A 15,002-nucleotide genomic window follows, 5' to 3' on the forward strand; every position below is an offset into this window, starting at 1 on the left:
GCAAGCTGATCACCCTGACTTCGACCTACGACCACCGCATCATCCAGGGCGCGGAATCCGGTGACTTCCTGCGCACCATCCACGAGATGCTGCTCTCGGACGGCTTCTGGGACGAGGTCTTCCGCGAGCTCAGCATCCCGTATCTGCCGGTGCGCTGGAGCAAGGACAACCCGGACTCGATCGTCGACAAGAACGCCCGGGTGATGGAGCTGATCGCCGCCTACCGCAACCGCGGGCACCTGATGGCCGACATCGACCCCCTGCGGCTGGACAAGACCCGGTTCCGCAGCCACCCCGACCTCGAGGTGCTGACGCACGGTCTGACGTTGTGGGATCTGGACCGGGTGTTCAAGGTCAACGGCTTTGCCGGTGCCGAGTACAAGAAACTGCGCGACGTGCTGGGCCTGCTGCGCGACGCCTACTGCCGCCACATCGGCGTGGAGTACACCCACATCCTCGACCCCGAGCAGCAGGAGTGGCTGGAACAACGGGTAGAGACCAAGCACGTCAAACCGACTGTGGCACAACAGAAATACATCCTGAGCAAGCTCAATGCCGCCGAGGCGTTCGAGACCTTCCTGCAGACCAAGTACGTCGGGCAGAAGCGGTTCTCGCTGGAGGGCGCCGAAAGCGTGATCCCGATGATGGACGCGGCGATCGACCAGTGCGCCGAGCACGGCCTGGACGAGGTGGTCATCGGGATGCCGCACCGCGGCCGGCTCAACGTGCTGGCCAACATCGTCGGCAAGCCGTACTCGCAGATCTTCACCGAGTTCGAAGGCAACCTGAACCCGTCGCAGGCGCACGGCTCCGGCGACGTCAAATATCACCTCGGCGCCACCGGCGTATACCTGCAGATGTTCGGCGACAACGACATTCAGGTGTCGCTGACCGCCAACCCGTCGCACCTGGAGGCCGTCGACCCGGTACTGGAGGGTCTGGTCCGGGCCAAGCAGGATCTGCTGAACCACGGAGCCATCGACAGCGAGGGCGAAAAAGCCTTCTCGGTGGTGCCGATGATGCTGCATGGGGACGCCGCATTCGCCGGCCAGGGCGTGGTCGCCGAAACCCTGAACCTGACAAACCTGCCCGGCTATCGCGTCGGCGGCACCATTCACATCATCGTGAACAACCAGATCGGCTTCACCACCGCGCCGGAGTTCTCCCGCTCCAGCGAGTACTGCACCGACGTCGCCAAGATGATCGGCGCGCCGATCTTCCACGTCAATGGCGACGATCCGGAGGCGTGCGACTGGGTGGCGCGGCTGGCCGTGGACTTCCGGCAGCGCTTCCACAAGGACGTCGTCATCGACATGCTGTGCTACCGGCGGCGCGGGCACAACGAGGGCGACGACCCGTCGATGACGAACCCGTACATGTACGACGTCGTCGACACGAAGCGCGGGGCCCGCAAGAGCTACACCGAGTCCCTGATCGGCCGCGGCGACATCTCGATCAAGGAGGCCGAGGACGCCCTGCGCGACTACCAGGGCCAGCTGGAGCGGGTGTTCAACGAGGTCCGCGAGCTGGAGAAGCACGGCGCCAAGCCCAGCCTGTCGGTGGAGTCCGACCAGATGCTTCCCGCCGGCCTGTCCACCGCGGTGGACAAGTCATTGCTGGCCCGCATCGGCGACGCCTTCCTGGCCCTGCCCGACGGGTTCACCGCACACCCGCGGGTGCAGCCGGTGCTGGAAAAGCGCCGGGAGATGGCCTACGAGGGCAAGATCGACTGGGCGTTCGGCGAGCTGCTGGCCCTGGGTTCGCTGGTCGCCGAGGGCAAGCTGGTCCGGCTGTCCGGACAGGACACCAAGCGGGGCACGTTCTCGCAGCGGCACTCGGTGATCATCGACCGCAACACCGGCGAGGAGTTCCTGCCGCTGCAGTTGCTGACGACCAATAAGGACGGCACGCCCACCGGCGGCAAGTTCCTGGTGTACGACTCGCCGCTGTCGGAGTACGCCGCCGTCGGCTTCGAGTACGGCTACACCGTGGGCAATCCGGATGCCGTCGTGCTGTGGGAGGCGCAGTTCGGCGACTTCGTCAACGGCGCGCAGTCGATCATCGACGAGTTCATCAGCTCCGGCGAGGCCAAGTGGGGTCAGCTGTCCACGGTGGTGCTGTTGCTGCCGCACGGGCACGAGGGGCAGGGGCCCGACCACACGTCCGGCCGGATCGAACGCTTCCTGCAGCTGTGGGCGGAGGGGTCGATGACGATCGCGGTGCCGTCGACTCCGTCCAACTACTTCCACCTGCTGCGACGGCACGCGCTGGACGGCGTGCGACGCCCGCTGATCGTCTTCACGCCGAAGTCCATGCTGCGCAACAAGGCCGCGGTCAGCGACATCAAGGACTTCACCGAGATCAAGTTCCGCTCGGTGCTCGAGGAGCCCACCTACGAGGACGGCATCGGCGACCGCAGCAAGGTAAGCCGGATCCTGCTGACCAGCGGCAAGCTCTACTACGAGTTGGCCGCTCGCAAGGCCAAGGACAACCGCGAGGATGTCGCGATCGTGCGGATCGAGCAGTTGGCTCCGCTGCCCAAGCGGCGGCTCGGCGAGACGCTGGACCGCTACGAGAACGCCAGGCAGTTCTTCTGGGTGCAGGAAGAGCCGGCCAATCAGGGCGCGTGGCCGCGGTTCGGTCTGGAGTTGCCCGAGCTGCTGCCGGACAAGCTCAGCGGGCTCAAGCGCATCTCCCGCCGGGCCATGTCGGCGCCGTCGTCGGGTTCGTCGAAGGTGCACGCCGTCGAGCAGCAGGAGATCCTGGACACCGCCTTCGCCTAGCTCGCCCGCGAGCGTGCGTAAAGTGTCAGCGATATCGGCGTGTCGGCGTACAAACGCGCACGCTCGCGCAGCGAGGAAGTGAGGGCATACATGCAAGGGTTCGCCGGGAAAGTCGCCGTGGTCACCGGCGCCGGCTCGGGTATCGGCCAGGCGCTGGCCGTTGAACTGGCCCGGTCCGGCGCCAAGGTCGCCATCAGCGACGTCGACACCGAAGGCCTGCGGCAGACCGAGGAGGACCTGAAGGCCATCGGCGCATCGGTCAAGGCGGACCGACTCGACGTCACCGAACGCGAGGCCTTCCTGCTGTACGCCGACGCGGTCAAAGAGCACTTCGGCAAGGTCAACCAGATCTACAACAACGCAGGCATCGCCTTCACCGGTGACGTCGAAGCCAGCCAGTTCAAGGACATCGAACGGGTGATGGACGTCGACTTCTGGGGCGTCGTCAACGGCACCAAAGCATTTCTTCCGCACCTGATCGCCTCCGGCGACGGCCACGTCATCAACGTCTCGAGTGTCTTCGGGTTGTTCGCCGTTCCCGGTCAAGCGGCGTACAACTCGGCCAAGTTCGCCGTCCGCGGCTTCACCGAGGCGCTGCGACAGGAGATGATCGCGGCGCGCCACCCGGTAGGAGTGACCACGGTCCACCCCGGCGGCATCAAGACCGCGATCGCCCGCAACGCCACCGCCGTCGAGGGACTCGACCCGGAGCAACTGGCAAAGCTGTTCGACAAGCGGCTGGCCCACACCAGCCCCGAGTCCGCCGCCCGGACCATCATGGACGCGGTGCGCAAGAACAAGGCCAGGGTGCTGGTCGGCGTGGACGCCAAGGTCTTGGATGCGCTGGTGCGGATGGCCGGCCCGGCTTACCCGCGGCTGTTCGGGCCCGTCGTGGGCCGGTTGATGCCGACTTTGCGCCCCTGAGTCGCGGCTCGGCCTCGCGACGCGCAGGTATTCATCGAGACTGCGGGGAGGGCGCGGTTTCGGGGCGAAACCGCGCCCTGTACGCAGGCTCGATGCCATCAGCGCAGTCTCGGCGACCTACATAACCCGCTAGCTTCGGCCCAGCGGGTGTTCGCCCATCCATCCGTCGGCCACCGCTTGCGGATCGGCGCCGCCGGCCACCCGGCGGCGCATCTCGGTCAGGGCCGCGGTATCCAGCACGCCGGCCACTTCGTTGAGCGCGAGCACCTGCCGATCGGTCAGCGCATTGCGGCGATACAGCGGTACCACGTTCTCCGCCTGGATCAGCGGCGGCTTGGCGTCCGTCAGAACAACCAGGTCGGCGGGAATGTCGGGATCCGCGGTCGTGCTCCATGCCGCGGTCAGCTCCCCCGCCCGCAGGGCTGCCCACATCTCCGCAACACCCAGGAATTCGCGGGGGGCGGGCATCCGGCATGTTCCGACCCACGACGGCGCGCGGGAGCCTGCGCGGATTCCGACGACCAGCCCGTCGCAACGGCCCGCCAACGCGGACAGCTCCTTGCCGCCCCAGGCTGGGGTCACCACCAGCGCGGGTTTGTCCTCCGCGGAGGTGGTGTAGTCGCCCGCGACGACGCCCTCGGGCAGCATGGCGATCATCGCGCGATAGACCTGGCTGGCGGACGTCACCGCTACGCCGGGCTTCAGTCGCTGCAACACCCTTCCGGTGAGGGCTGGGACCACGGTGAACGCGCCCGAATCCAGTTTTGCCATCGGGTCGTCGTCGGTTTCGGAGCGTGCCGCAAAGCCGTATGACCGCAGGGCCGAAACGTAGACGTCGGCCAGCAGCCTCGACTCGGAGTCGGGCGAAGCGCCCACCAGCACGTCTGGCGCGGAATGGCGGTTGCCGTCGGTGCAGCCGGGCACCGACAGCGCCAACACAAGCGCCAGCAGCCCCGCCAGTCTGCCGCCTCTCACACGCAGGCGCCTCAGGCGTCTGATGTCTCGGCGGCTCCGGCCACCGCCTTGGCCACCGCCTCCCCGACGCGGAGGTCCAGGGGGCTGGGGACGATGCGGTCGGGCGCGAGGTCGTCGCTCACCACGGAGAAGATTGCCTCGGCGGCTGCCACCATCATCTTTTCGGTGATCTTTCGCGCTCCGGCATCCAGCGCCCCGCGGAACACACCGGGGAACGAGAGCACATTGTTGATCTGGTTCGGGAAGTCACTGCGTCCGGTGGCCACCACTGCCGCGTGCTTGGCCGCCACGTCGGGGTGAATCTCCGGGTCCGGGTTGGACAGCGCGAACACCACCCCTCCCGGCGCCATGCTGGCGATCAACTCCTCGGGCACCACGCCCGCCGACACCCCGAGAAACACGTCGGCGCCATCCAGCGCTTCCACCATGCCGCCGGTGAGGCGACGGGGATTGCTGCGGCTCGCCAGGTCGTACTTGACGCTGTTCATGTCGTCGCGCCCAGCATGCAGGATGCCACGCGAGTCGAGCACGGTGATGTCCGAAATCCCCATCGCGAGAAGCAGATTCGAGCATGCGATGCCGGCGGCCCCGGCCCCGGAAACCACCACCCGCAGCGAGCTCATGTCGCGCCCTAGCAACTTGGTGGCGCCCATCAGCGCCGCCAGCACGACAATGGCCGTGCCGTGCTGGTCGTCGTGCATCACGGGGCAGTCCAGCGCCTCCACCGCGCGGCGCTCGATGTCGAAGCAGCGCGGGGCGGAGATGTCCTCGAGACTGACCGCGCCGAACGTCGGCCGCAGCCGCACCAGGGTCTCGATGATCTCGTCGGGGTCCTTGGTGTCCAGGACGATCGGAATCGAGTCAAGCCCGCCGTACGCCTTGAACAGCGCGCTCTTGCCCTCCATCACCGGCAGGGCCGCCGCCGCCCCGATGTCGCCGAGGCCGAGGACTGCGCTGCCGTCGCTGACGACGGCCACCAGGCGGTTCGACCACGTGTAGCGCGTCGCCAGGGTCTGATCCGCGGCGATCGCGCGACAGACCTGCGCCACACCCGGGGTGTAGGCGATCGACAGCGCGCGCTGGGTGTCCAGCGGAGCCTTCAGCGCTACCGAAAGCTTCCCGCCTACGTGTGCCTCGAAGATCTCCTCGTCCGTCACGACGACCTGGGGATTTGCTGGCTTCTCCGACACGGCCCCTACAGTACTCAGCCGATCATCGAGTGGCGGAATCGCTGTCACTGCGTCGCGATCACCCCACGTCACGCGGTCAGATCAGACCCAGTTCGGTGACCGCGTTGCGCTCGTCGGCCAGTTCGGCGGTCGACTGGTCGATCCGCTCGCGGGAGAAGTCGTCGATGTCGAGGCCCTGCACGATCGTCCAGTTGCCGTCCTTCGTGGTGACCGGGAACGACGAGATCAGGCCCTCCGGAACGCCGTAGGAGCCGTCGGAGACGACAGCCATCGAGACCCAGTCGCCCTGCGGGCTGCCGAGCAGCCAGTCCCGCGCGGCGTCGGTGGTCGCCGACGCGGCCGAGGCGGCCGAGGAGGCGCCGCGCGCGTCGATGATCGCAGCGCCCCGCTTGGCGACCGTCGGGATGAAGTCGTTCTCGATCCAGGCCTGGTCGTTGACCACCTCGGCCGCGTTCTTGCCGCCGACCTCGGCGTGGAAGATGTCGGGGTACTGGGTGGCCGAGTGGTTGCCCCAGATCGTCATCTTCTTGATGTCGGTGACCTTGGCGCCGGTCTTGCGGGCCAGCTGGCTGATCGCGCGGTTGTGGTCCAGGCGGGTGAGCGCAGAGAACCGCTCCTTGGGGATGTCCGGGGCGTTGGTCATCGCGATCAGCGCGTTCGTGTTGGCCGGGTTGCCGGTCACACCGATCCGGACGTCGTCGGCGGCGACGGAGTTGAGGGCCTTGCCCTGCGCGGTGAAGATCGCGCCGTTGGCCTCGAGCAGGTCGCCGCGCTCCATACCCTTGGTACGTGGCCGCGCTCCGACGAGCAGGGCCAGGTTCACGCCGTCGAAGATCTTGTTGGCGTCCGCCCCGATCTCGACGTTGGCCAGTAGCGGGAACGCGCAGTCGTCGAGTTCCATGACGACGCCCTCCAGCGCCTTGAGCGCGGGCTCGATCTCGAGCAGGCGCAGCTCGATCGGGCGGTCCGGGCCCAGCAGCGAGCCGCTGGCCAGGCGGAACAACAGGCTGTAGCCGATCTGGCCGGCGGCGCCGGTGACGGCGACCTTCAGAGAAGTTGCGCTCACTTCGGGATGCTCCTTAGGAGAATTCGGTCTGCTTGTTCGCGTCGAAACTAGCGCACTGCCAGCACTCAATTGCCTGCAGGATCGGTCCGGCAATTTTGCCAGGTTGCTTTACGCCACGGCGCGTACCATGAAGCACCGCTCGGTCAGACCGTGCTGATACTGCCTGCCCGGACTCAGCCCAGCGATCGGAGGTCGACGTGTTCCCAGGCTTTGACGCGCTGCCGGAAGCGCTGAGACCAGTCGCCAGGTCCCGCGGTTTCGCGCCGCACGTTCACGCCAACGCCAGACCCGCCCAGCCGCTGGTCGACTGCGGCGTCTACATCGAGGGCCGGCGACAGCCCGGCAAATACAGCTACGCCCAGGCCCTGACCACCGTGCGCGAGATTCAGCTGACCGGGCAGGGCGCCTTCGTCTGGATCGGCTTGCACGAGCCCGACCAGAGCCACATGCAGGAGGTGGCGGACGTCTTCGGTCTGCACCCGTTGGCCGTCGAAGACGCAGTGCATGCCCACCAGCGACCCAAGCTGGAGCGGTACGACGAAACGCTGTTCCTGGTGCTGAAGACCGTCAACTACGTTCCGCACGAGTCGGTGGTGCTGGCGCGCGAGATCGTGGAAACCGGCGAGATCATGATCTTCGTCGGCAAGGACTTCGTGATCACGGTCCGGCACGGTGAACACGGCGGACTGGCCGACGTGCGCAAGCGGATGGACGCCGACCCCGACCACCTTCGGTTGGGCCCGTATGCGGTGATGCACGCCATCGCCGACTATGTGGTGGACCACTACGTGGAAGTGACCAACCTGATGGAGTTCGACGTCGACAGCGCCGAGGAAGTGGCTTTCGCCCCGGCCCGCAACGTCGACGTGGAACCGATCTACCTGCTCAAGCGTGAGGTCGTCGAACTACGACGCTGCGTGAGCCCGCTGTCGGTCGCATTTCAGCGCATCCAGACCGAGAACAAAGACCTGATCTCCAAAGAGGTTCGGCGCTATCTGCGCGACGTCGCCGACCACCAGACCGAGGCCGCCGATCACATCGCCGCGTACGACGACATGCTCAACACGCTGGTGCAGGCCGCGCTGGCGCGAGTCGGCATGCAGCAGAACAGCGATATGCGCAAGATCTCGGCGTGGGCCGGTATCATCGCCGTGCCCACCATGGTCGCCGGGATCTACGGCATGAACTTCCACGACATGCCCGAGCTGAACGAGAAGTGGGGCTACCCGATGGTCATCACCGTGATGGTGCTGATCTGCATTTTTCTGTACTTCAGCTTCCGGAAGCGCGGTTGGCTGTAGGCCTGCCGGGCTGACGCGGGAGGGTCAGGTTGGCCCCGGAGCCGGCGTCGAAGACGGCCAGTTTGGCGGGATCAAGAGCCAGCTCGATCGACTGGCCTATGGCGGCCTTCGACTCGGCGGGAACCCGTGCCGCAAAATGCTTTTCGTGCGCTTCCGACTCGGCGTCGAGCTCATCCAGTTGCGCTGAGTGCACGTCGCAACCCGCGGTGGTGAAGTACACATACTTGTCGGCGCCCAGAGATTCGACCAAATCCACCGTGACCTCGAAGACCAGCGCCTTGATGCGCTGGTAGCCGTCGATCAACGCCGCATCCTGAATGTGCTCGGGGCGCACTCCGACGATGATGCCCTCGCGGCTCGCGACCACCTCTTGAACTTCCGGTGCCGGCATCACCTCGCCGAACGGCAACCGCAACCCCGCCGGGGTCGACGTGGCGGGAAAGAAGTTCATCGCCGGCGAGCCGATGAACCCCGCGACGAACAGGTTGGCAGGATGCTCGTAAAGCTCGGTGGGCGTACCGATCTGCTGTGCCACCCCACCGTGCATCACCACCACCCGGTCGCCCAGCGTCATGGCCTCGGTCTGGTCGTGAGTGACGTAGACGGTGGTGGTGCCCAGCCGCTTCTGCAACCGGGCGATCTCGCCGCGCATCTGCACCCGCAGTTTGGCGTCCAGGTTGGACAGCGGCTCGTCCATCAGAAACGCCTTGGGGTGACGCACGATTGCCCGGCCCATCGCAACCCGCTGCCGCTGCCCACCAGACAGCTGCGACGGCTTGCGGTCCAAAAGCCCGGTCAGGTCAAGGATTTTCGCCGTCTCCTCGACCTTCTGCGCAATTTCGGCTTTCTTCATCTTCGCCAGTGTCAACGGAAAGGCGATGTTCTGCCGCACCGTCATATGCGGATACAACGCATACGACTGGAACACCATTGCGATATCGCGGTCCTTGGGCGCCTTCTCGTTGACCCGCTCACCACCGATGCGCAGCTCCCCCGACGAGATATCCTCAAGCCCGGCAATCATATTCAACGTCGTGGTCTTGCCGCAGCCGGACGGCCCGACCAGGATCAGGAATTCGCCGTCGGCGATGGTGAGGTTGAGATCGTGCACCGCCGTTTGACCGTCGGGGTAGCTCTTGCTGACGTGATCCAGCACAATCTCGGCCATCGCGCTATCCCTTCACAGCGCCAGAGGTCAACCCGGCGACAATCCGTCGTTGGAAGATTAAAACAAACACGATGATCGGCACGGTGATCACCATCGCGCCGGCCGCGATCGACCCCGTCGGCTCCTCGAATTGCGAACTGCCGGTGAAGTTCGCGATCGCCACCGGCGCGGTGATCGCCGCCTTGGTGGCCGTCAGCGACAGCGCAAGCAGCAGGTCGTTCCAGGCGAAGATGAACACCAGGATCGCCGCGGTCACCAGACCCGGAGCCGCCAGTGGAACGATCACCTTACGGAAGGCCTGGCCCGCGGTGGCGCCGTCCATCTTGGCGGCTTTTTCCAAGTCCCAGGGGATCTCCCGGAAGAACGCCGAGAGCGTGTAAATGGCAAGCGGCAGTGCGAAAGTGATGTACGGCAGGATCAGTCCCGCCCAGGTGTCGAAGAGGCCGGCAAAGCGTTCGATGTTGAACAGCGGCGTCACCAACGAGATCGCCGGAAACATGGTGATCATCAACGTCATACCGATCAGCAGCCGCTTGCCCGGAAACTGTAGGCGGGCGATCGCGTAGGCCGCCATCGCGCCGAGCGCGACCGCGATCGCGGTGGTGGTCAGCCCGATTCCGACGGAGTTCACCAGCGCCGAGCTGAAGAACTCGCCGCGAAAGATGCCACGGTAGTTGTCCAACGTCACCGACGACGGAATCAGCTTGCCGTCCTTGACCGTTGACGTCGGCTTGAGCGAGAGGCTCAGAATCCACAGCACGGGAAGCAACGCATACACCACGACCAAGCTGTCGACGACGGCCCAGGAGGCGGCTCGCCGGGCATGTTCAGTGCCCATCTAGGGCCCCTCGGATCCGGGCGCGGATGCAATCTGATGCACGCCGAAGAGCTTGATGAACGCGAGCGCGATGATGCCCACGCACAAGAAGATCAGCACGCTGATCGCCGAGCCGAGGCCCACATTGAAACCCTTGAACAGGTTGTCGTAGCCCAGAATCGACACCGACCCGGTGTTGTTGTCACCTGAGGTCAGCACGTAGATGTTGTCGAAGATGCGAAAGGCGTCCAGCGTCCGGAACAACAGCGCGACCATGACTGCCGGCTTGATGATCGGCATGGTGATCTTCGTCAGCCGCCGCCAGGCACCCGCGCCGTCGACCTGAGCCGCTTTCAGCAAATCCTCTGGCACCAGCGCCAATCCGGCGAGCAGCAACAGCGACATGAACGGAGTGGTCTTCCAGACTTCGGCGAGGACCACGATGCCCAGCGACGGGATCTGTTCGGTGAGCGGCGCACTCCCGTGTGGCAGCAGGTTGGCCAGATATCCGGTGCCCGGCGTCCAGGCGTAGTACCAGCTGTACGACGCGGCCACGGTCACGATCCCGTACGGGATGAGCACCGCGGTGCGCACGACGCCCTTGCCGACCAGGGTGCGGTGCATCACCAGCGCCAGCGCCAGCCCCACCGCGAACTCGATCGACACCGAAACCGCCGTGATCGCCAGCGTCACCGCGAGCGCGGTCCACCAATAGCGGTCGGTCAGGATCTCCTGGTAGTTGCGCAGGCCGATGAACGCGGTGTCGTTGGGCGTGGCTAGGTTGTTGCGCTGCAGGCTCAGCCACATCGCGTAGCCGATCGGATACGCCGTCACCGCCAGCATCAGGGTGGCCGCGGGTGCGATCAGCAGGAACGCCAGCCGCCGATCCGCGCTGCCTCTCAAGGCAACAGCCCCTTGCCGTCGATGGCCTTCTGCACTTCCACGGTGAGTTGGTCGGCGGTCCGCTGCGGATCGATCGCGGTGACGGGACTCAGCGCCGACGAAAGCCGGATGGACACCGCTTGATAGACCGGCGTCGCCGGGCGCACGGCCGCGTCGGTGAGCTGCTGTCGGATGATGTCGTACATCGGATATTTCGCCTGGAACTGCGGGTCGGAGTACAGCGATGCGCGCACCGCCGGCAGACCTCCTCCGATCGAGATGTACTTCTGGTTGACCGCGTTGCGCAGGCATCTGACGGCCTCGAAGGCTTCGGCCCTGTGCCGGGTGGTGCGGGCCACGGTCAGGTTCAACCCGCCGATCGTCACCTTGGCCGGCTGGCCCGGCGCCACTGCCGGGTAGGGCGCGAACCCGAACACCTTGCGAGCGGCCTCATAGGCGATGCGGAACTGCTCGCCCGACGGTACAAATGTTCCGGCGTTGTCGACGCTGCCGGCCAACTCGGGAAGCTTGTCGAGCGGCAGGAAGACCACACCACCCTTCACCGCGTTCTCCAGCATGGAAGCCAGCACGTACGGCCAGTTGACCTCCAGCGCGGCCTTGCCCTGCTCTACCGCCAACCGCGCGGTGCCGCCGTCGGTACGGGTGATCGACGGGTCGGCGCCGGGCGCGGTGGCCACCGCCTTCAGGATGCGCAACGCGGCGACGGTGGCGGCGCGGTGCCCGGGAGTGTCGGTCAGGGTGACGTGGCGGCCGTCGTCGGAGAGAACCCGGCCCCCGGCGCTGGCCAGCACTGTGTTGAACCACACCACCAGCCCTTCCCCCTCGTTGGCCTGAACGGCGATCCAACTGGGCCCGCCCGCGTCGTGCAACCTCGTCGCCTCGGCCACCATGCCGGTCCAGTTCTCCGGTGGGCGGTCTATCAAATCAGCCCGGTACCAAAGCAATTGGGTGTTGGTGGTGACGGGCGCGCCATAAAGCTTGTGCTTCCACCGAGCGGTCTGCAGCGGGCCGGGCAGGGTGTCGTCGGTGGCGTCGGCCTCGGCCAGCCCGGCCGGATCGGCGGACAGCGGCAGCGCCCAGCCCGCCTCGGCGAACTCCGCGGTCCACACCACGTCCATCGCCATCACGTCCAGCGTCCGATCGTTGCCGGTGAGCCGCCGGGCCAACTGAAGTCGTTGCACGTCGGGAGACCTGGGCAGGCTGATGTGCTGGATGGTGAAGCGTCCGCCGAACTGCTCGTTGCAGCGCTGGGCAACCGCGGTGAACGTCGCGGCGTCGGTGGCGGGCGTGTACAAACTGATGACCAGCCCCGAACCTCCGGAGCCACAACTCGGCACCAGCATCGCGGCGATCAGGGCGGCCACAACGGCGGCCGCCAACCGCCTGCGGCTCACGTCAGATCGCCAGGCGCGCCAGCAGGTCCCGGGCCTTCTCCGCGTTCTGTGGATCGCAGAGGACGTCGTAACGGCCCGCCACCAACTGCATGGTCGAGCTGAAATCCCTGGTGCCGCGCGCCATTGCGTAGGGAACCGCGGATGTGATCAAACCGAAGAACACCCCGGCGACCACCCCGGTGGGTAGTACGGCCCAGTTGTTGGTGAAGACGATCAACACCATGCCGATGAACAGGCCGAGCCAGGCGCCGCTGAGCACGCCACCGCCGAGCACCTTGGGCCACGTCAGCCGCCCGGTGACCCGCTCCACCTGCATCAAGTCGACGCCGACAATGGTCACCTGCTGAACCGGGAAATCCTGGTCGGACAGGTAGTCGACAGCGCGCTGCGCCTCCGCGTAGGTGGGATACGACCCAACCGGCCAGCCTCTCGGCGGTGTCGGCAGCCCGGGCACACCACGGGCCCCAGCCGCAGCGCCGGGCGTCGCGCCGGGAACTTGTCCAGGCTGGAAAGGACTAGTCATCGTTCCACATTCTCCTCTGTCCCAATCTCCACCGGCCATCGTTCCACCTCCAGCGAGTTCCACGCCAACGCGACATCTCGCCGTCGGACCGACCCGGCGAATCGCCGAATCGCGCTTGGTCGACGGCGTACCTGCCCCGCCCGCATGGGTTAGGTTGATCCCATGACGGGTCCCGGCGGCGGGTATGGCCACAGCGGCCACGACGATGACGCCACCCGGGCTGCGCCGACACCCTGGAGTGCTCCCTTGGAGCCACCTCCAGTCGACTATCCGCACACGAACTACCCGCCGCCCAGTTACCCCGGTTATCCGCCGAATCCACCTGGCTACCAGCCGCCGGGTTACGGCTACCAGCCCGTTCAGGGCGGCCCTCCCGGCTATCCCGGCGCGGCGCCATACCCGGGCGCTTACCCCCCGTACCAGCCGGGATATCCGGCGCCGTCATCCGGGAACAACGGGCTGGCGATCGCCTCTCTGATCACGTCGGTCACCGGGCTGATACTCGGCATTCCCCTGACGCTGTTCTGCTGGGTCGGCATTTTGTTGCCGATCGTCGGCGTCGTGCTCGGGATCGTCGCGCTGAATCAGATCAAGCAGACCAACCAGCCGGGCCGCGGGATGGCCATCGCCGGGATCGCAGTCGGAGGCTTCGCGATTGCGGCTGGCTTGATCGCGATCGTGGTCTTCTTCGCCATCATCGCCGGCACGCACTGACACCGCACAGCTGCCGTCCAGGCAGCACCTGCTTAGGCTTTCCCCATGGGATCGGTCAACAGGGTGTACGTCGCGCGACTTGCGCGGATGTTGGTGCTGGGTCCACTCGGCGAATCGTTCGGACGCGTCCGCGACGTCGTGATCAGTATCAGCATCGTCCGCCAGCAACCGCGCGTCCTCGGGCTGGTGGTCGATTTGGCCACCCGCCGCAGCATCTTCATACCGATCCTGCGAGTCGCCGCGATCGAGCCCAACGCGGTGACGCTCACCACCGGCAACGTGTCGCTGCGCCGCTTTGAGCAGCGGCCCGGCGAGGCGCTGGCGATGGGCCAAATTCTGGACACACCGGTCAAGGTCAACGATCCTGACCTGCCGGAACTGGTCAAGGGCTCCCAAGGTCAAGTGGTGATCACCGACCTCGGCATCGAGCAGACCCGGACCCGCGACTGGATGGTGACCCGAGTCGCCGTCCGCAGCCACCGCCGGCTGGGGCGGCGCGGGCCTGTACACGTCGTCGACTGGCACAACGTGCAGGGCCTGACGCCGTCGGCGCTGGCGATGCCGGATCAGGGGGTGGCAGAGCTGCTGGACCAGTTCGAGGGACGCAAGGCCGTCGACGTCGCCGACACCATCCGCGGGCTTCCCCCGAAGCGGCGCTACGAAGTGTTCCGGGCGCTTGACGACGAACGGTTGGCCGACATCCTGCAGGAGCTACCGGAGCTGGATCAGGCCGAAGTGTTGTCGCACCTGGGCACCGACCGTTCCGCCGACGTGCTCGAGGCGATGGACCCCGACGACGCCGCCGACCTGCTCGGCGTGCTCACCCCGACCGACGCCGAGATGCTGCTCACCCGAATGGATCCCGACGAGTCCGACCCGGTGCGACGGCTGCTGACGCACTCCCCCGACACCGCCGGCGGCCTGATGACCTCCGACCCGGTGGTGCTGACCCCCGACACCGCGGTTGCCGAGGCGCTGGCCCGGGCCCGCGACCCCGACCTGACCCCCGCGCTTGTCGTCCACGGTGACCGCGCCCAACAAATGGTTCTGGTCGTCGACCACCGGCCCGCACACCAGGTTGTAGGCGGCGAAGTAGCGGGTGACCGAGGCCAACGGGGTCTCCGGCGTCAAGGTGAGCAGGTCGGTGTCGACGATTCCGCCGATCAGCTCGGCCGGCGCTTCACGCAGTAGCCGCTGTAGCGGCACGCAGCCCAGGTAGCGGCCGGTGGGGGTGGCGTTGGGCT

Annotated in this window: 12 protein-coding genes and 2 pseudogenes; 5 read left to right on the top strand and 9 right to left on the bottom strand. The window is 66.5% G+C overall.

The window, feature by feature from the left end; translation table 11 throughout:
• Together A5791_RS06210 and A5791_RS06215 are read left to right on the top strand one after the other, a co-directional pair.
• Window positions 1-2,783, top strand: a 2,783-nt coding sequence (locus A5791_RS06210; RefSeq protein ID WP_067232857.1) for a multifunctional oxoglutarate decarboxylase/oxoglutarate dehydrogenase thiamine pyrophosphate-binding subunit/dihydrolipoyllysine-residue succinyltransferase subunit, incomplete at its 5' end; no start/stop codon positions are given.
• A 90-nt stretch (window positions 2,784-2,873) separates the two neighbouring features.
• Window positions 2,874-3,707: an SDR family oxidoreductase gene (locus A5791_RS06215; RefSeq protein WP_067232885.1), complete on the top strand. Its 834-nt coding sequence runs from the start codon at window positions 2,874-2,876 to the stop codon at window positions 3,705-3,707.
• Window positions 3,708-3,836: 129 nt separating this feature from the next.
• Here the strand turns inward: A5791_RS06215 and A5791_RS06220 are convergent, their stop codons facing one another.
• The 3 genes from A5791_RS06220 to A5791_RS06230 all read right to left on the bottom strand — a co-directional run bounded on the left by A5791_RS06220 (window position 3,837) and on the right by A5791_RS06230 (window position 6,938).
• Entirely contained in the window at window positions 3,837-4,682 is an 846-nt protein-coding gene (locus A5791_RS06220) for a glycine betaine ABC transporter substrate-binding protein (protein ID WP_067232860.1), read from the bottom strand.
• Window positions 4,683-4,693: 11 nt separating this feature from the next.
• Entirely contained in the window at window positions 4,694-5,872 is a 1,179-nt protein-coding gene (locus A5791_RS06225) for an NADP-dependent malic enzyme (protein ID WP_156661036.1), read from the bottom strand.
• Between the two features lie 76 nt (window positions 5,873-5,948).
• The gene (locus tag A5791_RS06230; protein WP_067232863.1) at window positions 5,949-6,938 is read right to left on the bottom strand and encodes a malate dehydrogenase; all 990 of its coding nucleotides are present in this window, start codon (window positions 6,936-6,938) and stop codon (window positions 5,949-5,951) included.
• 197 nt (window positions 6,939-7,135) lie between these two features.
• On the opposite strand from A5791_RS06230, the gene corA reads away from it, so the two are divergent.
• Complete coding sequence (corA, locus tag A5791_RS06235) at window positions 7,136-8,239, top strand: magnesium/cobalt transporter CorA (protein ID WP_067232865.1); 1,104 nt, start codon at window positions 7,136-7,138, stop codon at window positions 8,237-8,239.
• Here corA and A5791_RS06240 read toward each other — a convergent pair.
• From A5791_RS06240 to A5791_RS06260, 5 genes are read right to left on the bottom strand one after another with little or no spacing between them, the layout of a single operon-like run.
• Window positions 8,211-9,407 (bottom strand): ABC transporter ATP-binding protein, encoded by a 1,197-nt coding sequence (locus A5791_RS06240; protein WP_067232867.1) that lies wholly within the window; start codon window positions 9,405-9,407, stop codon window positions 8,211-8,213. The two genes, corA and A5791_RS06240, sit on opposite strands and share 29 nt — an antisense overlap.
• A gap of 4 nt (window positions 9,408-9,411) precedes the next feature.
• A complete protein-coding gene (locus A5791_RS06245; RefSeq protein ID WP_067232870.1) occupies window positions 9,412-10,245 on the bottom strand; it encodes a carbohydrate ABC transporter permease in 834 nt (277 codons plus the stop codon).
• Window positions 10,246-11,127, bottom strand: a complete 882-nt coding sequence (locus tag A5791_RS06250; RefSeq protein ID WP_067232873.1) for a carbohydrate ABC transporter permease — start codon at window positions 11,125-11,127, stop codon at window positions 10,246-10,248.
• On the bottom strand, window positions 11,124-12,470 hold the full coding sequence (locus A5791_RS06255) for an extracellular solute-binding protein (protein WP_067232891.1): 1,347 nt from the start codon (window positions 12,468-12,470) through the stop codon (window positions 11,124-11,126). The genes A5791_RS06250 and A5791_RS06255 overlap by 4 nt, the downstream gene beginning before the upstream one ends.
• Window positions 12,471-12,522: 52 nt before the next feature.
• Window positions 12,523-13,044: a general stress protein gene (locus tag A5791_RS06260; protein WP_067232879.1), complete on the bottom strand. Its 522-nt coding sequence runs from the start codon at window positions 13,042-13,044 to the stop codon at window positions 12,523-12,525.
• A 162-nt stretch (window positions 13,045-13,206) separates the two neighbouring features.
• Between A5791_RS06260 and A5791_RS06265 the strand changes: the two genes are divergently transcribed.
• Entirely contained in the window at window positions 13,207-13,758 is a 552-nt protein-coding gene (locus tag A5791_RS06265) for a DUF4190 domain-containing protein (RefSeq protein ID WP_067232882.1), read from the top strand.
• 45 nt (window positions 13,759-13,803) lie between these two features.
• Window positions 13,804-14,834: pseudogene (locus A5791_RS06270) on the top strand (magnesium transporter MgtE N-terminal domain-containing protein); the annotation flags it as partial.
• Here the strand turns inward: A5791_RS06270 and A5791_RS27645 are convergent.
• A pseudogene (locus A5791_RS27645) lies at window positions 14,833-14,964 on the bottom strand (magnesium transporter); the annotation flags it as partial. The pseudogenes A5791_RS06270 and A5791_RS27645 overlap by 2 nt on opposite strands.
• Window positions 14,965-15,002 lie beyond the last annotated feature (38 nt).

The sequence above is a fragment of the Mycobacterium sp. 852002-51163_SCH5372311 genome (assembly GCF_001667115.1).
GTDB lineage: Bacteria > Actinomycetota > Actinomycetes > Mycobacteriales > Mycobacteriaceae > Mycobacterium.

Bases quoted from the DNA above. Each gene is read 5' to 3' on its own strand.
- A5791_RS06215 (WP_067232885.1), top strand. From the start codon at position 2,874: ATGCAAGGGTTCGCCGGGAAAGTCGCCGTGGTCACCGGCGCCGGCTCG.
- A5791_RS06240 (WP_067232867.1), bottom strand. From the start codon at position 9,407: ATGGCCGAGATTGTGCTGGATCACGTCAGCAAGAGCTACCCCGACGGT.
- A5791_RS06245 (WP_067232870.1), bottom strand. From the start codon at position 10,245: ATGGGCACTGAACATGCCCGGCGAGCCGCCTCCTGGGCCGTCGTCGAC.
- A5791_RS06255 (WP_067232891.1), bottom strand. From the start codon at position 12,470: ATGCTGGTGCCGAGTTGTGGCTCCGGAGGTTCGGGGCTGGTCATCAGT.
- A5791_RS06260 (WP_067232879.1), bottom strand. From the start codon at position 13,044: ATGACTAGTCCTTTCCAGCCTGGACAAGTTCCCGGCGCGACGCCCGGC.
- A5791_RS06265 (WP_067232882.1), top strand. From the start codon at position 13,207: ATGACGGGTCCCGGCGGCGGGTATGGCCACAGCGGCCACGACGATGAC.